General features: G+C 42.0%; 17 protein-coding genes. 6 read left to right on the forward strand and 11 right to left on the reverse strand.

Annotation, left to right across the window (positions count from 1 at the left end):
• Window positions 1–152: 152 nt before the first annotated feature.
• The 7 genes from AC0KTX_RS14245 to AC0KTX_RS14275 form a co-directional block, all read right to left on the reverse strand.
• The gene (locus tag AC0KTX_RS14245; RefSeq protein WP_474252785.1) at window positions 153–1,142 is read right to left on the reverse strand and encodes an aliphatic sulfonate ABC transporter substrate-binding protein; all 990 of its coding nucleotides are present in this window, start codon (window positions 1,140–1,142) and stop codon (window positions 153–155) included.
• A gap of 46 nt (window positions 1,143–1,188) precedes the next feature.
• Window positions 1,189–1,971 carry an ATP-binding cassette domain-containing protein gene (locus tag AC0KTX_RS14250; RefSeq protein WP_474252786.1) on the reverse strand — a complete coding sequence of 261 codons (783 nt, stop codon included), beginning with the start codon at window positions 1,969–1,971 and terminating at the stop codon, window positions 1,189–1,191.
• Window positions 1,972–1,989: 18 nt separating this feature from the next.
• Complete coding sequence (gene ssuC, locus AC0KTX_RS14255) at window positions 1,990–2,775, reverse strand: aliphatic sulfonate ABC transporter permease SsuC (protein WP_474252787.1); 786 nt, start codon at window positions 2,773–2,775, stop codon at window positions 1,990–1,992.
• Window positions 2,772–3,920: an FMNH2-dependent alkanesulfonate monooxygenase gene (ssuD, locus tag AC0KTX_RS14260; RefSeq protein ID WP_474252788.1), complete on the reverse strand. Its 1,149-nt coding sequence runs from the start codon at window positions 3,918–3,920 to the stop codon at window positions 2,772–2,774. The genes ssuC and ssuD overlap by 4 nt, the downstream gene beginning before the upstream one ends.
• 114 nt (window positions 3,921–4,034) lie before the next feature.
• A complete protein-coding gene (locus AC0KTX_RS14265) occupies window positions 4,035–5,027 on the reverse strand; it encodes a sulfonate ABC transporter substrate-binding protein (protein ID WP_474252789.1) in 993 nt (330 codons plus the stop codon).
• Between the two features lie 519 nt (window positions 5,028–5,546).
• Window positions 5,547–5,726, reverse strand: coding sequence for a YezD family protein (locus AC0KTX_RS14270; RefSeq protein ID WP_474252790.1), 180 nt, complete (start codon window positions 5,724–5,726; stop codon window positions 5,547–5,549).
• Window positions 5,707–6,159 (reverse strand): RrF2 family transcriptional regulator, encoded by a 453-nt coding sequence (locus AC0KTX_RS14275; RefSeq protein ID WP_474252791.1) that lies wholly within the window; start codon window positions 6,157–6,159, stop codon window positions 5,707–5,709. Before AC0KTX_RS14275 ends, AC0KTX_RS14270 begins: the two co-directional genes overlap by 20 nt.
• 387 nt (window positions 6,160–6,546) lie before the next feature.
• Between AC0KTX_RS14275 and AC0KTX_RS14280 the strand changes: the two genes are divergently transcribed.
• The 6 genes from AC0KTX_RS14280 (at window position 6,547) to AC0KTX_RS14305 (ending at window position 8,510) form a co-directional block, all read left to right on the forward strand.
• On the forward strand, window positions 6,547–6,768 hold the full coding sequence (locus AC0KTX_RS14280) for a spore germination protein (protein ID WP_474252792.1): 222 nt from the start codon (window positions 6,547–6,549) through the stop codon (window positions 6,766–6,768).
• A 14-nt stretch (window positions 6,769–6,782) separates the two neighbouring features.
• The gene (locus AC0KTX_RS14285; RefSeq protein ID WP_474252793.1) at window positions 6,783–6,989 is read left to right on the forward strand and encodes a spore germination protein GerPB; all 207 of its coding nucleotides are present in this window, start codon (window positions 6,783–6,785) and stop codon (window positions 6,987–6,989) included.
• A gap of 69 nt (window positions 6,990–7,058) precedes the next feature.
• A complete protein-coding gene (gene gerPC / locus AC0KTX_RS14290) occupies window positions 7,059–7,682 on the forward strand; it encodes a spore germination protein GerPC (RefSeq protein WP_474252794.1) in 624 nt (207 codons plus the stop codon).
• Window positions 7,679–7,852 (forward strand): spore gernimation protein GerPD, encoded by a 174-nt coding sequence (locus tag AC0KTX_RS14295; RefSeq protein WP_474252795.1) that lies wholly within the window; start codon window positions 7,679–7,681, stop codon window positions 7,850–7,852. The genes gerPC and AC0KTX_RS14295 overlap by 4 nt, the downstream gene beginning before the upstream one ends.
• A 3-nt stretch (window positions 7,853–7,855) precedes the next feature.
• Window positions 7,856–8,227 (forward strand): spore germination protein GerPE, encoded by a 372-nt coding sequence (locus AC0KTX_RS14300; protein ID WP_474252796.1) that lies wholly within the window; start codon window positions 7,856–7,858, stop codon window positions 8,225–8,227.
• Between the two features lie 64 nt (window positions 8,228–8,291).
• Window positions 8,292–8,510 carry a spore germination protein gene (locus AC0KTX_RS14305; RefSeq protein WP_474252797.1) on the forward strand — a complete coding sequence of 73 codons (219 nt, stop codon included), beginning with the start codon at window positions 8,292–8,294 and terminating at the stop codon, window positions 8,508–8,510.
• A gap of 37 nt (window positions 8,511–8,547) precedes the next feature.
• On the opposite strand, the gene AC0KTX_RS14310 is transcribed toward AC0KTX_RS14305, so the two are convergent.
• The 4 genes from AC0KTX_RS14310 to addB all read right to left on the reverse strand — a co-directional run bounded on the left by AC0KTX_RS14310 (window position 8,548) and on the right by addB (window position 20,442).
• The gene (locus AC0KTX_RS14310; protein ID WP_474252798.1) at window positions 8,548–11,952 is read right to left on the reverse strand and encodes an AAA family ATPase; all 3,405 of its coding nucleotides are present in this window, start codon (window positions 11,950–11,952) and stop codon (window positions 8,548–8,550) included.
• Window positions 11,953–11,954: 2 nt separating this feature from the next.
• Window positions 11,955–13,124: an exonuclease SbcCD subunit D C-terminal domain-containing protein gene (locus AC0KTX_RS14315; RefSeq protein WP_474252799.1), complete on the reverse strand. Its 1,170-nt coding sequence runs from the start codon at window positions 13,122–13,124 to the stop codon at window positions 11,955–11,957.
• Between the two features lie 84 nt (window positions 13,125–13,208).
• Window positions 13,209–16,952: a helicase-exonuclease AddAB subunit AddA gene (addA, locus tag AC0KTX_RS14320; RefSeq protein ID WP_474252800.1), complete on the reverse strand. Its 3,744-nt coding sequence runs from the start codon at window positions 16,950–16,952 to the stop codon at window positions 13,209–13,211.
• Window positions 16,939–20,442, reverse strand: coding sequence for a helicase-exonuclease AddAB subunit AddB (gene addB, locus AC0KTX_RS14325; RefSeq protein ID WP_474252801.1), 3,504 nt, complete (start codon window positions 20,440–20,442; stop codon window positions 16,939–16,941). Before addB ends, addA begins: the two co-directional genes overlap by 14 nt.
• Between the last annotated feature and the right edge of the window lie 145 nt (window positions 20,443–20,587).

Below are 20,587 nucleotides of genomic sequence, written 5' to 3' on the forward strand. Positions count from 1 at the left end.
CATGTGGCATAAGGGGTACTCCGTTTGTCTCTTTTTACATGGTAATTATTGTAATGAAAATTGCTCAACTACAGTTAAGTTTTTCCAAGGCATTATAACGTATCTATCATAATAATAGAAATTTTTCAATCGTAAAATTTCTTTTTTAATGTTTAGTCTGAAAAGACAGCATTTTGCACAGTTACTTTCTTGCGTATCAATCCAACCTCCAAAAAAGCATCGGCAAGTTTCTGCTGGGCGTCTATTACTTCAGCCGTAAGGGCAAACACCCCATATTCCCTTCTGTTTAAAGTCTGCTCCCACACATTTTTTGAAATGCCCGTATTTCTTGAAAACTGCTCAGCAGCACTTTTTTTATCTGCTTGAATCATTTCGTGAATCGCTTCCAACTCGTTAATAACGTTTTTTCGAATTTGACGATTTTCTTGAAAATAATGGCGTCTTCCAACGATGAAACCATATTGGCGCGGTAGCCCGCTTGCATCGGCAATAATTCTGGCTTCCCCATTTTTTTCTGCGTCCGCCAAGTAAGGATCCCAAATTGCCCAAGCATCAATACTGCCTCGTTCAAAAGCTCCTCTGGCATCAGATGGCTGCAAATAGACAGGTGTAATATCATCCAAAGTCAGCCCTGCATGCTCTAAAGCAGTAAGAACCAAATAATGGGCGCTTGATCCTTTTCCAAAGCCCACTTTCTTCCCTTTTAAATCCTTGACCGTTTTGATAGTTGAATTTTCCGGTACAACAATCGCTCGATACACTTCCGGTTCATAGGCAAGGTAGATTAATTCAGAATCCGAGGCGGCTCCGGAGAGCACAGCGGGTGCGCCGCCCACATACCCTATATCAATTTTTTCGGCATTCAGCGCCTCTAATAACGGCGGCCCTGATTGAAATTCATGCCAGCTTACCTTTACTCCCTGCTTTGACAATTTTTTTTCTAAACTCCCTTTCTCCTTTAAAAAAAGCAAAATAGATGATTTTTGATAGCCTATTCTTAGTTTGTCTGCAAGTGGCGCCTCGCCGCCTTTAGTGGTCTGCTTACTTGAAATCCCATTTGTTTCTTCTTTGGCGCAGGCAGTGATCAAAAACAAAAAAAGGAACATTGCCCAAAGATACATACCCCATTTTATAATTTTCATTAACATCCCCCTTAAAAATGTAAAACAGTCCGTTTTCCAATGATTCCTATGAATAAAAGGTGTTACGCGTTTGCCTGACGTATGCAGCCGGCCGTTCTTCCTCCTCTCCCATCACACGGCGGAGAATTTTTTCCGCAAGAGCGGCAAATGCGGCATTTCCGCGTTGCCGCGGACGGGGGAATTTAATAGGAAGATTCATTGCAATTTTTCCATCTTCGATTAAAACAACCCGATCTGCCATCGCGACCGCTTCTTCTACATCATGTGTAATCAGCATAGCTGTAAATCTTTGTTCCATCCATAACTGTTCGATCAAACGCTGCATTTCAATCCTCGTTAAAGCATCCAATGCACCTAATGGTTCGTCCAACAGCAATAATTTTGGTTTGCTGGCTAATGCCCGAGCAAGCGCCACCCGCTGTTTTTGTCCACCTGACAAAACATTTGGCCATTCCTTAGCCCTATCGTACAGTCCAACTTGTTTTAGAGCCAATTCGGCTTTCGGCCAATCTTCTTTTTTCATTCCAATCGCGACATTTTGAATCACACGTTTCCACGGTAAAAGTCTGGAATCTTGGAACATGATACGAACCTCAGGATTTAATCCTTTCAACCACTCTCCGTTGGCCTTGATTTCTCCAGAAGTTGGTTCATCTAATCCGGCAATTAAGCGAAGCAGCGTACTTTTTCCGCAGCCGCTTCGGCCAATAATTACTACAAATTCCCCTGGTTTCACCTCAAGATCTATTCCGCCGAGTACTTGCTGATTTCCAAATTGTTTCTTTAAACCTGAGATTTGAAGATAGGTTCCGAAAGTTGAAGGTTCCACATGTATCCCCCCTGCACATTACAAGTTTTGATAGTTCGGATTCCAATTTAAGCATCTTTTTTCGAGCCATTTTGCCAGCGAATCTGCCATTTTTCCAAATAATGCATATAAAACGATACTAAGCAATACAACATCTGTTTGCATAAATTCCCGGGCATTCATTGCCATATACCCGATTCCTGAGTCCGCGGAAATGGTTTCTGCAACAATTAAGGTCAACCACATGATCCCCAATGCATAACGGATACCGACTAAAATGGACGGAAGGGCGCCGGGCAATACCACTTGCCAAAAGAGAAGCCACGAACGAAGGCCGTACACACTTCCCATTTCAATCAATCCTTGGTCAACTGATCGAATGCCGTGAAGAGTATTCACATATATTGGGAATAACACCCCAATCGCCACTAAAAACACTTTGGCTTCTTCACCGATACCGAACCAAAGGATAACAAGAGGAATCATGGCAAGATGTGGAATATTGCGCACCATTTGAATCGTTGTATCAAGAATTCTGTCAGCGATCGGAAACAAACCGTTAAGAAGCCCTAAAAACAAACCAACGCTTCCGCCAATGATAAATCCGATGATGGCTCGTTTAAAGCTGATCAATAGATGCGCGGTCAATTCACCAGAGCGAAAAAGTTCGATCCCTGCCATCACAACGTCCGACGGAACAGGCAAAATTTTTGTTGAAAGAATTCCATTAGAGGATAACAATTGCCAAACGATTAAAATCAATATCGGCAAAAGCCATGGAATCATTTGTTTTTTTACCGGTTCGGAAAAGAAAAATTTTTTCATTTTCTGATTCTCTCCATTTCTGAAGGCAAATCGTTATTAGCTATAATTTCACCAAAAGGCCCGGGCAAAAGAAGTTCATTTTTTCTTTGAACATTTTCAAGCGGCAAGTAAGGGAACAACAGCTCAGCTGTTCTGTATGCTTCCTCTAAATGCGGGTAGCCGGATAAAATAAATGTCTCAATGCCGAGATCGGCATATTCTTTCATTCTTTCCGCTATTGTTTGCGGACTGCCGACAAGCGCCGTACCTGCGCCGCCGCGCACCAGTCCGATGCCAGCCCATAAATTCGGGCTGATTTCAAGCGATTTTCGATCCCCATTATGCAGTTCCAACATCCTGCGCTGCCCTTCTGAATCAAAGCGGGCGAATACTTTCTGTGCAGCGGCTATCGTTTTATGATCAACATATTTGATCAGCCGTTCCGCTGCATCCCATGCTGCCTCATCTGTTTCCCGGACAATCACATGCAGGCGAATTCCGAAGCGGATCGTTCTGTCTTGATCTTCTGCCAATTTTCTAACTTGATTAATTTTTTCAGCAACCTGTTTTGGCGGCTCTCCCCATGTCAAATAAACATCAGCATGTTTGGCCGCCGCTAGATGTCCAGCTATTGATGAACCTCCAAAAAAGATGGGCGGATACGGTTTTTGCACTGGCGGGAACAAGAGATTTGCTCCTTCAACCCGCAAATAACGACCTGTGAAATCGACTTTTTCACTTTGAAGTAATTTTCGGTATATTGTTAAAAATTCGTCTGTTACCTCATATCGTTCATCATGATCGTAAAAAATGCCATCACCTTTCAGTTCGATGGGATCACCGCCTGTTACAACATTTACCAGTAAACGTCCATTAGAAATTCTATCAAATGTCGCCGACATCCTTGCAGCTGCGGAAGGTGCCATTAATCCCGGCCGAACTGCTATTAGAAAACGTAAATGATTTGTTACGGGAATTAGAGATGAGGCAATAATCCAAGGATCTTCGCAAGATCTCCCAATTGGAATGAGCACCCCGCTGTAACCGAGACTATCCACAGCTTGAGCAATTTGTTTGTAATAAGACAAATCTGTTGCGCGCCCTCCAATGGCAGTCCCTAAATAACGCCCGTCACCGTGTGTTGGAATAAACCAAAAAATGTTCAATTGCCATTCCCCCTATGTTCATTTTTAAAAGATTTATATAAACAAAAAGGTCCCTCTTCAGCATTTGTAATGTTGAACAGGAACCTCCAGTTTTCCGGTCGGTCCATTGTTTATTCATCTATTTAAAACTGCTTCTTTTACATGAATTTTTTCAGGGATTAATTTTTGTTCATAAAACGTATCTGCTATCATCTGTTGTTCATTTAGAACTTGTTCGCTTATTTTCTGTACACCGTATGTTCTTCTTTTAGCTGCTTTTTCAAGCGCAGGGACATCGATTCCCAGTTCTGGAGACAATAGTTCTGCCACTTCTTTCGGAGCATTTTTCGCCCACCGATCGGTATTATTTATTTCTTCCAATAACACATCAATAACTTGACCGTGTTTTTCTGCAAACTCTTTGCGTGCAAAATAAAATTCCCTGTTTTTGACTAAATTTTTGCCATCTGCCAAGACCTTAACGTCCGTTTCCGTTTCAGCTAAAGCAAAGTATGGATCCCAAATGACCCATGCATCAACACTCCCTTGCTCAAAAGCTGCCCTTGCATCTCCGGGAGCCAGATATTGCGGATTAATATCGCTGATTTTCAACCCTGCATCCTCCAAAGCCTTTATAAGCAAATAATGGACATTGGAACCTTTATTAAGGGCAACCTTTTTCCCTTTTAAATCTTGAACAGTACGGAAGGATGAATTTTTTCGAACTAGAATAGCTTCTGACAGCGGGCTTTCCGGCTCATGTGCGATATAAACAAAATCCGTTCCTGCCGCCTGAGCAAATATTGGAGGAACTTCTCCGGAATGTCCGATATCAATGCTGCCGACATTTAATGCCTCCAAAAGCTGAGGCCCAGCCGGAAATTGAATCCATTTCACAGAATACCCGTATTTCTCCAACGTTTTTTCAAGTGTTCCTTGTTTTTTTAAGATGTTGAATGTTCCATATTTTTGATAACCGATTCTAATGATTTTTTCATCTTTATTTTCTTGGCTTTCACCAGCTGCTTTTCCATTCTTTTCTGCACCTGAACAGCCGAATAAAACGGAAATACTAACGATCATGATAAAAAACAGTAGAATTAAAGATTTGCCATATTTGTTCTTCATTTTTATATCCTCCTTTGTGCTGATAAAAAATTAGCCAATACTTGAAAATTCCTTCCTAGTTGCAAGAAGATCTTGTTTCTCCGTTTGGCGGCTGAAAAACAAAGATGGAGATGATTTTTCATTTTGCGAACGATGGTGCTGAAAAAATTTAATTTTTTCTAAATCAGCATAAAGGATCTCAATTGATTTGCCTGGTTGACGCTCATTTCTACTTCGATTAAATCCTACAGGCCGGGTTTCTCCAATTCTACCCGAACGATCGAACCATAAGAGTTTATGCGGCGAACTTTCACTTGAATTGATTTTTGGTTTTGGTTGCTGCGGGTAAGACGCACTTCATAGGGACGAATATAGCCGATTACTTTTTAAGTGTCTTTATCAAACAATATGGATCTTTTCTCGGCTAAAAAAAGACCCCTCCATCCTGCTAAAATGAAACAAATGAAAGCAAGATGCGAGGAGTCTTCGGTGGTCCGATCGACGGCCTCTTGTAATCTATTATTTTATAACGGAACAGTTTTATTTTTCCTCTCCCTCCTTTTGTTTCCTTTTCTCTAAAGGATAACGGAATTTTTCCAACTTCTCGATTTGGGTAATTTTTGAGTCATGGACAATGATTTGCACAGATCCGTATTCCAAATCTTCCAGTGAACGGATAATCCTTTCAATCCACTCTTGCTCAATTTTTGTTGTTAACAAACTTCTCCCCTCCTGTCGCCGATGAAATTCTTTTATTTAATAGATCTTCTAATGTCGTTTGTTCCAAAACGTGAGCGATCGTGTCACGCACAACTGTCCAAAGCGGCTTTAATAAGCACCCTTCTTCCAATGGACATGGCACGTAAGCCGTTACGCTGGCACACCCCATCGGCGATAAAGGGCCTTCAATTTGGCGAATAACCTCCCCTATATTAACGTTCTCAGGAGATACATGAAGCATGTATCCTCCCTGTGCGCCTCTTTTGCTCTGTACGTAACCCAGTTTCCTCAATTGAAGTAAAATTTGTTCCAAATATTTTACAGTTACAAGTGTTTGTTCGGAGATTTCATTGATTGAATATACTCTTCCCGGCTGTTGGCCGAGTACAAGTAAAGCGCGCAACGCATATTCTCCCTTGCTTGAAACTTTCACCAAATACCCCCTCCCCCTAAAAATTGGTAAGAGAATCTCGACTAAAATAGTAGAGATTTGCACGAAAAAAATCTAAAAACTGGTGACATTTTTTGAAATACATTCTAATCACATAAATCATATATGTCAAGTGTGAATAATGAATTTTACAAACTTTTTTTTCAACATTTTGGCAAGCAAATTGCCTTCTCCGTGACAAACTATCTCCTGTTTGACATTTATATGTTAATGATCAAGATGATGAATCGATTTCAAAATTTCTTTTGCGCAAAACCCGGCCAAAATCCGCTTTATTAAACGTTTATCACAACTTTTGTAAATACATCATATGCTGATGGTAGCTCAAATGTCAGCAGTACATTTCTCAAAATAAAGGAATGAGGTTCCATGCCAGCGATTGTCGGTGCTATAAAAGTGATAACTGTCGGAACCGCCAGTGTTGTGCATGTCGGCGATGTCATCACGATATCTCCACACAGCGAAGTAAAAACATTTGCCGGTGCAGGTTCGTTTAATGTAGGTGACGGTCTTTCCATCCTTAACCAAAACAGTGTTACAAATACATTCGACAGCGATCTTGTTGATCAACCGCAAGTTTTGAATGCCTAGAGGTGGTTCATCATATGAATTTTTATGTGCAACAAACGATCCAAATTCATTCTATACGAATTGGCACGATCGCCAATTCATCAGTCCTGCAAATTGGAAGCGCCGGGATCATTAAACCTCTATCCCATTTATATAATACTGGCGGTTTCAAAGCCCCTGCCCCTTTTGCGAGCGGAAAGGCCAGCGCGTCCATTATTTCTCTTCAGCCTCCTGCCGTTTGAGCATGCACTTCTTTCCATCGGAGGCATATAAATAAAGTATCCATAGCGGTTAAAGGCAGGTGGCGAAGGATGGATTATCAACTGCAAGTTTTCTTGCAATATCTCATGAAACTTGAACAGCATCTCCTATCCCAAAACAAAAGGGTTGATCAATTGGAAAAAACTTGCCGTTTCCTTGAAGAACAATTGGAGGAATTAAAAAACAAGCCTTATACGAACATTGAAAAAATCGAGTATAAATTTGACCAATTAAAAGTTGAAAAGCTTGAGGGAGTGCTGAATATCGGTTTAAACCCTAATGATCCATCCGCAATCGATCAATTTGAAGTGCAAAACGATCAAGTGGAAGCAAATGATTTTCTGCGGGAATTAAAAAAGCAAATTTATGAACAATGTCGTGAAAAAATAGAAAACTATTTAAAAGAGGAATGTCCAAAAAAAATTAAAGAGCTTTCGGAAAACAATCAATTGTCATTGGATGACACGTACGCTGCTCTTATGATAGAAGACATTAGAAGGCAAATTGACGGCAGATTGGCTTATTATATAGAGCATCTCCGTCTGCACGATCAAACAGATGTGCAAGAAAAAGTTCAATTGATCAATCAACAAGTGAAAAAAGATATTGAACAGTCGATCGCCCATTTCTTGAAGCATTTTCCAAATCAAAAGAAAGGTGAAGACTTCTCATGAATTTTACGGTCATCAACCGGGGGCTGAACGTTGGAATGGTGAAAATTATCGGGGTTTCCAGTTCTTCTGTTTTTTTAGTAGGCGATGCAAATAAAATTTCCCTTTCATCGGTTTTTGATACACCGCCGGAATCGTTAATAATCGGCCCGTTTGTTCCTTTATCAAGTTGACCTATGCTTTTATTAAAACGCCTCTCCAACATTCGCTTGGCGCAAATTAATTCAATCGACATCAATTCCGTTGTTCAAATCGGCGACACCATCAACATGGAGCCGAAAGTTAAAGTTTTAGCTATTCAAAGAGAACATGAATTGTTTTACGGCAGGGAAGGTTCGTTTGAAAACTATCAACTTTTTCACGAAACCATTCCGCAGCCATCCTTGACAGAAAAAATTGAAATTGCCTTTGTGAATGAATCTCCAACAATTCATGTAAATCATGTCAAAGTTTTGGCCGCCTCTTCATCAAGCGTCATTCAATTCGGGTCTGCTAACCATATAAAAGGGGAATCAAGAATTAAGCATATTCGCCAGTTAAAGGGATAACCTGAACAATAACGTTTTTCTTTGCATAAAATAGCAAAGAGAAAAGAGAAAAGGATGTTTCCGCATGCCAGCGATTGTTGGACCAATTAAAATTAATTCCGTTTCCGGCGGTGTTGTTCATTTCGGAGATTCCTTTTATTTATCACCGAAAGCAGCCTCAAAATCGATTAACGGCGCCGGAAGCGGCAGCACAGGGGATTTCCACATTATCAATAACGGGTTCAGTATCGCAACTGGAGTTGATCCTGATGTAAATGATCAAAACCAGACGGCTAATAAATAGCCGCTGGTTTTCTTATTTATTAGATGATAAAGGTTTACTATATCGTTTCCATTCGAACCGTCGTCCCTTTTCCGGAAGGTTCAGCCGGTTCGATGATGAGCCGTTTTGGCAAGCGTTCTCTCAGTTCTTGCACATGGCTGATCACTCCGACGGACAAGTTTTGCGACTGCAGTTTTTCCAAAGCAGAGACAACCGTATCCAGCAGTTCGGCATCAAGCGTGCCAAATCCTTCATCAAGGAAAAAGAATTGAAGCGGGTATTTTCCATGCAGCTGAATTTGCGCAGACAAAGACAATGCCAACGCTAAAGAAGTTAAAAATGTTTCCCCTCCTGATAAAGTGGAGACAGGGCGTTTGACTCCTCCGTTCGCATCATCGCGCATAATAAATCCACCCTCTGAATCCACTTCAATCGCATATCTTTGTCTTGTCAACTCACCAAGGCGAACGGAGGCATCAAAGCTGATTTGTTCCAGCTGCTCCTCCGCCAAATATTCTACAAAACTGTTTCCTTTGAGCACAGTCTGGAGTTTTTCCAAACGCTCCAGCAAAAGCTCCCGTTCTCTCTTTTTCTCTTCAAGTTCCATATATCGTTGATGTTTTACCAATAACACTTCCAGCTGCTGATAAGCCGCTCCTTTTTTCTCTCTAGCTTCATTTACTATTTTCCATGCTTCTTCTTTCCTTTTTTGGATGTCTTTCCATTTTTCCTCTTCGAGCATCCGGCCGGCCAGCTTTCTATCCAGTTGTTCAATGGCCGAGGCCACACTTTCCGTTTCTTTTTTATATGTTTCCAGATCACCTTTGATCGTCTGCTTTTCATTCTCCGGCAACATTGCATCCATCACTTCCTTCACGTTTGAAAAAATTGTTGATGGACGCATTCGTTCATTCCATTGAATTTCCGCTTTTTCAAACCTTTTTTCTGCCTCCTTCAATTGCTCTTTTGCCGTATGCAGCTTGCTTTCCACCCGTTGATAATCAGCTTGTGCTTGTTGAAAGCGTTCATAAGCTGATTGTTCTTCTCTTTTTAAACTTTCAAGATCTTCTTCAATTTGTTTTAGTTCGTTGAAAAGATTGCCGTCTGTTTTCACTTGTTGTTTGAAGCGCTTTTGTTTGGCCATCAGCTGTTCGGACAGCCTGTCCATTTCCCCTTTTTTTGCTGCCATTTGATTGGAAAGTGCCAACGTTTCTTGTCTTAATTTTTCAACTTCTTGTTCTTTTTCTTGAATAAATTCCACGCTTTTTTCGATGCGTTCCTGCAATTGTTCAACCATCGCATCTTTTTCACTGATTTGACGGACATATTCGTCCATTTTATCCATTTCAAGTTCAGGATATGATGCATTCCACCGATTTTCTTCTTCTTGCAGCGCTCGTTCGATCTTTTCCAACGTTTCATTGATTTCAATTAATTCTTTTTCGCCTTCTTCCAGCATCGGAGCAACTTGCGCCGCCATTTGCTTTGCATCACGGAATTCGAAAACCGTTTTTCTGATCGTTTCCTTTATTTCTAAGTAGTCTTGTTGCAAAGCTTTCCATTCCGTTTGAAACATGCTTTGTGCTTGTTGAACATCTGTAAGATCCTTCATGAGCGGCTCAGATGTGGCAGCTGCCGTTTCATGTATTCCGTTTAAAAAACTATGCTCTGCCAACAAGTCTTCTGAAAGCTGTTCAAGTTGCTGTTTTAGCGGGAAAAAAAGCTGTTCAACTTGCTGGCATTTTTCCAAAACCTCATTTAATTCCTCAATTTTTTTTGCGGAGGCTTTCAATCGCTCAGAAGAAACATGGACGCTTGGGGCGGGATGATTTGTTGAGCCGCATACAGGGCAAGGCTCGCCATCGGCTAATTGTTGTGAAAGATAAAAGGCCGCCTGTTGGATGCGTTCATTTTCCATCTGTTTTTGCGCTTTTTGCAAATCAGCCTTCAATGCTTCTGCAAAGAATTCATGTTCCCTCATTCGATCACAAACAAGATGATAAAGATTTTGCAATTGGACAAAGCATGCGGCAAGGTGTTTGCCTGCCACATTTTTTCGTTGAACGGCTTTGTTTATCTTTTCTTTAACTGCTTCAAGCTGCGTTTCTTTTTTCTTTTTATTGTATAGGGCATCCTTCTGCTCCTTGACAATCTGGAGAAATTGCTGTTGATGCTGGATCGCTTTTTGAATTTTTTCCCTATCTTCCCTTGCGACAGTTTCTTCTTTGATTTTTAGTTTTAATAGATTTTGCTTATCGACCGCTCTTTTTAACAGCTCTCTCGTCTTTTCAAGCTGTTCTTCTTTTGCATTTAGACTTGTTTTCAAATTTTCATAGTCAAAGCGGACGGCGGTGAGTGATTTTTTGTCCTCCTGAATTTCTGCTTCCAGCGCAATAAACTGTTTATATTGCTCCCGCTTTGTTAAAAGGGTTGGTTCTTCAACCGACTTTTTAGCCCTCATCGCTTCAAAAGCTTCTTGACTTTCTTTGTACAATTTGGCCAAAGCGGCTTCTTTTTGCTGCCAATGCATTATTTCTTGTTCAAACCGCTCTTTTTCCTGTTTTCTTTCCAGCAAGGCCTCTGCATAAGGCTTCAGCTGTTCTGCTTGGTCCGCTTTTTCCAGTTTTTTCTCTAATTCCAGAAATCTATCCTTTTCCTTCTCAAGCTCTCTCTGTTTTTCTTCATAGAGCTTTTTTTCCGTCTGCCATGACCAAATCGTTTGTGCCTGTTCAAACTCCTTTGTTATTTCCTCAAATTGTTTTTCTTTTTCCTTCAATTCGGCATCTGTTCGTTGAAACGTCTCCTCAGCTTCTCTTAAAGCTTCCTTTGAGGCATTGCCAAGGCCTGCTTGCTCAGCGGAAATTTCAGCTAACTGTTGTCTTGCCTTCTGCAGGCGGTTTTTCAGCTTTTTGCCCAAAGTCTCCCCATACTGTTCCAAGTTGAACAACCGTTCAAACATTTTCCGTCTTTCAGAGCCTTTCAAGGAGAGAAATTCAGCAAATTTTCCCTGAGGAAGAACGACGGCGCGGGTGAAATCATCGATTGTCAAACCTAACAATTCAAATAATTTTTCATTTACTTCACTTGCTTTATCTGCCAAAACAACTGTTTCGTTCCCTATTTCCAGCAGCCGGCAAACTCTTGTATTCACTTTAATATTGTCAACACGTTTAAAGGTGCGTTCAACCGTGTATCTTTTTTTTGTTTGGCCATCTTCCAAGTCAAAGGTAAAGCTGACAAAAAGCTGATTTTCCGCATGATTCATAATCCCTTGCGTATTATTTGCCGCCCTTTCCACTTTTCCATAAAGGGCAAGGGTAATCGCATCTAAAATGGTCGACTTTCCGCTTCCTGTCGGGCCAAAAATGCCGAATACTCCGCCGTCGCAAAGCGTTTCAAAATCAATCGTCTGCTCTTGGCGATAGCTATTGAGACCTGCAATCACGAGCTTAACCGGCTTCATCGTCAATCCCCCTCCACTTCATCAGCCAGCAATGCCAAAAACAACTCGACAAGTTCTTCTCCAGGTTCCGCACCGCCTGTTTGCTTTTTATAAAAACGTTTAAACATTTCATCGATCGGCAGGCTTTTTCTTCTCTCCGGCCTTGTTCTCTCTTCTTCTTTTTCAAAAATGGGCCGGATATGGATGATGCCGTTATGCCATTTTCGCAGACGGTGTATTTCCTCTAAAGAAAGATGGTCAGTCAAATGAATTTCAAGATCGATCCATGCGTTTTTGTCCTTCCCTTCTTCAAGCCATCGGTGAACTTGAACTATTCCGCCGGTTGCTTTCCATTTTACAAGCGGTTTTCCGCTCGACAAATGAATTTCAGAAACAATCGCTTCCTCTCCTGGTTGGACATCAATGATTGTGACCGATTTGGCATAACCCGCTTCGGAAAAACTGTAGGCGAGCGGAGATCCCGAATATCTCGCCTTTGTCAGCGCCTGTTTGACGGATTGCGGACGATGAAGATGACCGAGTGCCACGTATTGCGCTTTTTCCGGAAGGCTGGTTGCCCTGACTGTATATGCCCCGCCGACTTCGATCGGCCGCTCGGAGTCTGTTGTGCTTCCGCCCGCTACATAAAGATGGCTCATGGCAATATTGACGGTGTTTGCTTGAAATTCAAGACTCAATTGGGCAAACAAGTCGCGGATTTTTTCATCGTACCGCTCCCTTAACAAAATCTCGTCGTATTCCTTTGAAAGCAGCTCATTTAACCTTGCCTCAGACGGATAGGCCAGTGCCGCCAGCTTCATCGTTTCATTTCTTTTCGGCAATTCAACGGTTATCACGTTCCCTTGCGGATATCCGATCAGTTCAATGGCTTGCTCCTTCGCCAAAGGAGCGGCAGCTTGCAATCGTTCTGGGCTGTCATGGTTTCCTGAAATAATGATGACAGGCCTTTTCCCTTTATCGGATAGCCTTGAAATGCTTTCATAAAAAAGTTGTTCCGCCAAAGCAGGAGGATTCGTTGTGTCAAAAGCATCTCCGGCCATCAACACAACATCAATTTTCTCCTTTTCGACAATGTCATTCAGTTCATCAAGAAACTCCGCTTGTTCCGGCAATCTGCTCCGGCCTTCCAACGTTTTCCCGAGATGCCAATCAGCCGTATGCAATATCCTCAATCGTATCACCTCACGGGCATAAATAGTGATGATCTTTCATTTTTTTATCCCCTGTTCAAGAAATGGCAGAAACGATCGAATCGTCTATAAATGAATCGAAAATGCGCCATCGAAGAAGTATAAAATCCGTTCATCAACCGGCCTTTTAAAGATTGTTTCCACCGCTTTTGCGTACAAATCGATTTGAACGCGATAACGGGATAGAAGAATCGGCTTGGCCGCATCAATGGAGGAAAAGCGCCCCTTTACTGCGTCCGTTTTGTAATCTAAGAGAACAAGTCCTTTCTCATCTTCGAAAAGGCAATCAATCATCCCTTGAACAATCACCACTTCATTGTTCAGATGGGACAGCTCGTTTCCATATATTTCATGAACAGGCACTCCCAAAGTAAACGGCACCTCACGGCGGACATGTTTGGCTTTTTTCAGCCGCTTTCCAATGGCTGATTCAAAAAATTGTAATATTTTGCTAATTTCAATTACGTTCATCTGTTCCTCTGTTAATATTTCTTTTTCGACAAGAGCATAAACAGTTTGTTGAAGCGACTGCTCCGTCATTGCCATATCCAGCAGCAAATGCTGCATAACAGCATGCATGGCGGTGCCCCGTTCGGCAGCCGTGAGCGATTTTTCTTGCATAAATTTTGGACGGCTATATAAATAGGAAACGTGCATGCTCTTTTTCAGTTGATGATCGCTGTATTCATCCGAGTTGGCCTCGAATTTTCTCTTCATTTCCGTTACAGACTGCTTTGAACGGATAGAGGTTGTTTCTGAAAACAAATAACGCCATGACATCTGCTTTTGTACTTGATCCGCCAGACCGGTATTGACGTCAACTGGAATTCCTTTTCGCAAAGCCTCCATTTTTTGATTCGTCGAATTAGCCTCGTACGGTTGTTTTTCTTTCAGCACACCTTCAGGAATGACATCGATGTGAAATTTGGCCTGATGCAGATATATTTCTTCCTTTACTGCTGTTTCTTTTTCTCTCAAGATATTCGAATCCTTATGGCGGATGACGGCGGAGCCGATCCAGTCTAAATAACATTTCGCCTTGGAGCGGTCATAATCCGGCAAAAGCCACTCCCGGCAAGTGAGTGCGCTCTCCCATTTTTTAAATGTTTTTTTTCCGTCTTTGACTGTGCCGATTAGAATTAACTTTTCTTTTGCTCTTGTGAGGGCGACATATAATACCCGAAGCTCCTCCGACAGCATTTCCATTTTCAGTTTCTTTTTGGTTGCGATGTACGGAAGGGTGGGGTATGCAATTCTTTTTTTATCGTCCACATAACGGGAAGAAAATCCCAATTCTTTGTCGAACAAATACTTTTTATAAAGATCTCTCGTATTAAACGGCTTTGACAACGCTGCGCAAAAAACAATGGGAAATTCAAGCCCTTTGCTTGAATGGATGGTCATGATCCGGACAACGTCTTCTTGTTCGCCAAGCGCTCTTGCCGCTCCGAGATCGTCGCCCCGATCCTGCATTCTTTCAATAAACCGGAGAAAACGAAACAATCCTCTAAATGAGGTTTCCTCATATTGTCTCGCCCTGTCGTATAATGCCCTTAGGTTGGCTTGCCGCTGCCTTCCTCCAGGCATTCCGCCGACAAAATCAAAAAAGCGTGTGTCTCTGTATAATTGCCAGATCAAATTGGACACGGATCCTTTTCGTGCGAAGTCACGCCATTTTTCAAGTTGTTGGATAAACCCGCTCACTTTCTCATGCAGTGCGCGATCGGATGACTCTCCCTTTTCCAAAAATACCCTTAATGCATCGAAAAAGGCTCCGTTTTTATGGTAAACCCGGATTTGGGCAAGTTCATCGCCGCTTAAGCCGACAATTGGCGACCGCAACACGGAAGCAAGCGGAATATCTTGATAGGGATTGTCGATCACTTTTAAAAGCGAAAGCATGATTGCCACTTCCGTTGCTTCAAAATAGCCGGTGGATAAATTGGCATATACCGGAATTCCTTGCTGTTTAAACTCCTCCATGATTTGCGGCGCCCACGGCATTGATCGAAGCAAAATGACAATATCTCTATAGGCGGCTGGCCTTGTGCGGCCGAGTTTTCGGTCATAAACCGGGAAACCGCCTTGAATGAGTTCTTTCACTTTTTTCGCCATCAGTCGCGCTTCCAGCTGCGCCGTTTCCAAATCGTCTTCATCAAATTCAGCCAATTCCTCGTTCGTTTCTTCGGCAGTTTCTTCCTCCCCACGATCAATGAGGAGAAGTTCGGTTTTCATTTCGCCATTTTCCGGATAACTGGCTCCAAGCTTTAATTCCGCCGCTTCATCATAATCGATTTCCCCGACCGTCTCATCCATCACTTGCTTGAAAATAAAATTTGTTGCATCCAGTACTTCTGTCCGGCTGCGGAAATTTTTCGCCAAATCAATGCGAAGACCAGATTGTGTTCCGGTTGGAGTAAACCGTTTATATTTGGATAAAAACAACAAAGGCTCAGCTAATCGAAAACGATAAATAGACTGTTTTACATCGCCGACCATAAATAGATTTCCTGTTTCCTCATCGTCTTTGGCGACAAGTTTTAAAATTGCTTCCTGCACGAGATTGACATCTTGATATTCGTCAACATACACTTCTTGAAATTGCCGTTTGTAAAACATAGCGGCATCGCTCGGAATGATACGGCCTTCCTGATCCTTATCAGATAAAATTTCCAAACAATAATGTTCAAGATCAGAAAAATCGACAATTCCTCTTTCTTTTTTCATCGCTTCTAATCTTTTGGAAAATTTCCGCACTATATCGACTAAACGTTTCACAACAGGTTTCATGCTTTTTAGATCTTGAAGCTGATTTTCCAAACTTCGGTTGAAAAGTTCATTTTTCAGTTTTTCCAATTGTTTTTTTGCTTCATTTCTCAAGCTTGTCACTTCGTCGATGAGTTCTTTCCGGTACTCATCTCCCCGGCAAGATTTCGCACGCGTTGCCTTAAATGAGCGGATTCTTTCGCCCAGCTCCTTCCAAGAGGAGGCGCTCATCATGTAATCAATTTGGCTTATATCATCAAGCAAATTTTCAGCTCTTGGAGCAGGACCGCCGGGAAGCTTTGTTATATCAAGCGCCCCTTTCAGCAAATTTTTCAATCCAGAAAGCTGAATCGCCACATCTTTCCATAAATACTTAAAAAAGGGCAGTTGTTCACAGGAATCCATATCCTCCACATCGTACATTTCAACCGTTCGTTCGAGCCATTTTTCCGGATATGGGTTGGATCTCGCAAATTCATACATTTTTCGAATCATATTTTTCAATTCATCATCAGAACGATCGCCGGTATATTTGTCGACTAACTCAAAAAAATACTCATTATTTTCTAAGCCGTACTCTTCTTCCAAAAGATCGTCCAAGCAGTCTTCCATCAATAATTCCATTTCGATATCATCTGCGATGCGGAAGCCAGGATCAATATCAATTTTGTAGTAAAATTTGCGGACGACTTGCAAACAAAAGGAATGAAGTGTTGATATTTGAGCTTTATTTAAAAGCGTTAATTGTCTGCGCAAATGGAGAGAAGACGGCTGTTTGCGCAATTCTTTTCCGAGCGCTTCCCCGATCCTGCTCCGCATTTCCGCGGCTGCTGCATTTGTAAAAGTTACAATTAACAGCCGGTCTACATCGACAGGATTCCTTTCCCTTACAATTTTTTGAATGATCCGTTCGACAAGGACAGCCGTTTTTCCTGATCCGGCTGCAGCTGCAACTAGTATATCTTGTCCGTCCGCAGCGATCGCTTTCCACTGCTCATCCGTCCATTGGCTGTTTTCAGGCTTTTTGAGCTCATGACTCTTCATGATCGGCTTCCTCCTTTAGCTTTTGCAGCACTTCTTCCCCTTGTAAGTTTTTTAAAATGCGATAACGGTTCGACTCCAGTGATTCATCAAATTGGCATACCGATTTAAATGAGCAGAAAGTACATGGCGTTTTATCTTTTAATTTATATGGAGAAATCGAAATATTCCCATCTGTTATCTCCGTTCCGATCCGTTGAAATTCGCTGCGGATGAATGAGCGCAAATAGCGGAATTCTTCTTCGCTTGCAATTTGCGAGTTAGCATAAAACTCTCCTGTTTTTTTAATACCTGCTTGAACAATTTTTGATTGCCCGTATTCCAGCATTTGATCCATTAAACGGATCGCTTCCTCATCGCCGAGAAGCAATCCTTTCATTTTAAATTTCTTAAAAATTTCTTCTTCTATTTCTTCTTCATCCAAATGCTTTGTTGTTTGCACAAGCGGGTCATGAATATGAAAATATAGAACGCCAGCCGGAGTTGCTTTTACCCCGAGCCACGATAAGGAGTTGGAAATGACGACATCCAGATAGGTGAGCATCTGCAAGGCGAGTCCGTAATAGACTTCTGCCAAATTTAATATTTTTTCACTTGATTTAAAATCAACAACCCGAAGCAATACCCCTTTCGAACTCTCCGCTTTATCGACTCGGTCAATTCTTCCGACTACCTCCAAAGTACACCCGTTTTTCAGCTCAAATCGAAAAGGCGGCAGCTTGCTTTTTTCATCAAATGTGATTTCCAATCCGATCGGCACAAACCCGCTTGCCTTTGCATGTTCGCTTAAAATAGTTGAAGCGCGTGCCACCACTTTTTCTAATTTGTGCTTTATATAAAAATAGCGGTTCGTGCTCATTAAAATTTGTTTTTGCAGTTTAGGCGCCAACCGCTCAACGGCATCATGGGCAAGCCTTTCACAGTTTTCCTTTGTCAATTCACGCCATTCCATCCTCATGCTTTGCAGGCGGTCGGACATGAGCTTTAATGCCGCATGGAACAGCTGGCCGATATCCGGAGCTTCCAATCGGTAATACTCCCTCTCCTTTAATCGCAAGCCGTAAGAAGCAAAGTGCGAAAAAGGGCAGCTTCTGAAGCGTTCCATGCGGGAAACGCTCCCTTGGATCGTTTGCCCATACAGTTTTCTGCTTGTTTCTTCTGACAACGGTTTTTCCCGATTCGTATAAAAGAGGCTCGCCAATGCTTTTTTCGCTTTCGGCTTCCATTCCTGATCGTTTAGGAAATAATTGTATACATCCCACCATACGTCATGAAGCGGATATTGTTTTTTCCAATTTTGCAATTTTGTTGTTAAAACCGACAAAGCGACATTGGGCCGGACGATGAAAGCAAGCTGTTCGTCCGTTTCTTCGCTTTCCGGCTCATTTAGCGAAACCATTTCCTTGGCATTCGGAAACATTTCCTTTAATCTTTTGACAACAACTGAAGGCAAAAGCGCCTTCCCTTCTTCATCCGCCAAAGGATATGACAAATATAGCCGATCTGAAGCGCTTGTCACCGCCAAATAAATGAAAAAGTTTTCATCCAGCAGTTTTCTGCGCGAACCCGGTGCAAGCTCTATTCCGTTATAATGGAGAAGTTCCCGTTCATTATCCGCTAAAATGCCATCTTCCACCGGTTTCGCCGGAAGAACTCCGTCATTGGCTCCAACAATAAACGCAGTCTTTAATCCGAAGAACCGGGAACGATCCAGACTGGCAACAAGGACTTGATCAATGGCCGGAGGGACGAGGGCATATTTCATCGTTTCCATTCCCGAATCAAGGACTTCAGCAAACAATTTGATCGTCATTTCCTGATCTCCCATCATTTCGACCAATTCATCCAGCAGTCCAATAACCGCATTCCAAACTTGTTCATGCTGCCGCGCTTCGATCAATCTGCCTTCTTGTTCCGCTTCGAGGCGAAGGCGCTCCAATTTTTCCGGTACCTTCACTTCTTCAAAATATATGTAAAGCGCTGCGGCCATATCTTTTCCCGTTTGGGCGCGTTGCAGCCTTTTTTCAAATGTTCTTAGAGGACGGACGATCATCTCCTTTAGTTGATTGACAAGTTCTTCTATCTCCCGGTCTTCATCCGTCTTTTCCCAGTCGTCATCCAATGAATCATATTTTTTGTATGACCAACGTTTCTGATCCGTCCATTTTTCTCCTTGGATTCCATAGGCTAAGACATAATTTTCGAATATATCAAATTTCCTTCTCATATCCGTTTTGTCAACATCAAGCGGGTAAAGAAACTCGGTTTTCACTGTGCGAAAAACGGCTTCATAGCGCCAATTTCCTGTCATGATTTCGAGGCTGGAACGAATAAATTCAATGAAAGGGTGATAAAACATCGGGCTTTTTTCATCTATGAAAAAAGGAATCTCATAATCTTGAAACAATTTTTCAAGCAAGTCTCTGTAGTCGGACATATTTCGGATGAACAGGGCAATATCCCGATAACGGCTTCCTTCATCACGGACAAGACGGATGATTTCTCTTGCGATCCCTTCAATTTCCGCTTGTCTGTTTGCAGCTTGCATAAACGTAATGGCGCAGTCTCCTTCAAATGGCTTTGCTGCCGGCAATTCAATCTGTTTTTCCAAATGGAGAAGCGACGGCACTTGCTTAAAACGCTGCAATTGCATAAAACGAACGTCTTCTTCAACTGAAACATCGTTTTGCTCAGCTATTTTTTTCAATGTTTGATAGGTTGTGCTTGTCATATGAAATAAATGAAGTTCGTCCGGAACATGCTCAAATGATTTTCCATCCATTGTCAGCGCGATCTTAACAAAAGAAGCTGTTTTCATCATCGATTCAACCACCAGCAGCTCCTGCGGGGTAAAACTATGAAAACCGTCTATATAAACCTCTGAATTTTGCATTAAGTCGGATTCAAGAACTTTCTCGGCCAAAAGCTGCAAATAGTCTTCTGAGTGGATATACTTGTTGTGCAGCTCTTTTTCCATGAAACGGTAGATGATCGCAAGGTCATGCAATTTATCCGCAAGAATCCGTTCTTGATGTTCAACGCTCCCCGCCAGTTTTTTCGCCTCTTCCTCCAACAGGTCAGGACTGATTAGGTACCTTTTAAATTCCGTTATCATTTGTTCGGCATGATCAATGAAGCCTTTTTTTTCGCAAGCTTTGGCAAACACTTTAAATTCATCTTTTTTTTCTTCGATGATTTTTCTTAAAAGCATGCTGATTCCTGTTGGAGAAATATGTTGACGGCTGATGCCTCCTTCTTGCTGCAGCACTCTAAAGGCCAAACGATTGAAACTGAAGACTTGCCCTCTGATCATTCCGCCTAAATTTTTCGATTTCATCAATTCATATTCCATTTGAAACGTCATTTGATCCGGGACAAGCAGCACGATAGATCTTCCTTCATCCGGGCTGTTTTTCAGCTTTTCACGTATTTCGTTTAAAATCGCAGCTGTTTTTCCTGTTCCGGAACGGCCGATTAAAAACTGCACACCCACAATATCACTCCTCGTATACTAAGTTTCAAAAAGTTTTTTTATCGAATTTCCAGTCCGATACGCTCCTAGACAATCGCATATCTTGGGTGGTTGCCTTTGTGGGAGGGGCGCGCCCCTCCCACAAAGGGTTGAGCGTACCGGGGTT

This window comes from Aeribacillus sp. JST-2, from assembly GCF_056032925.1.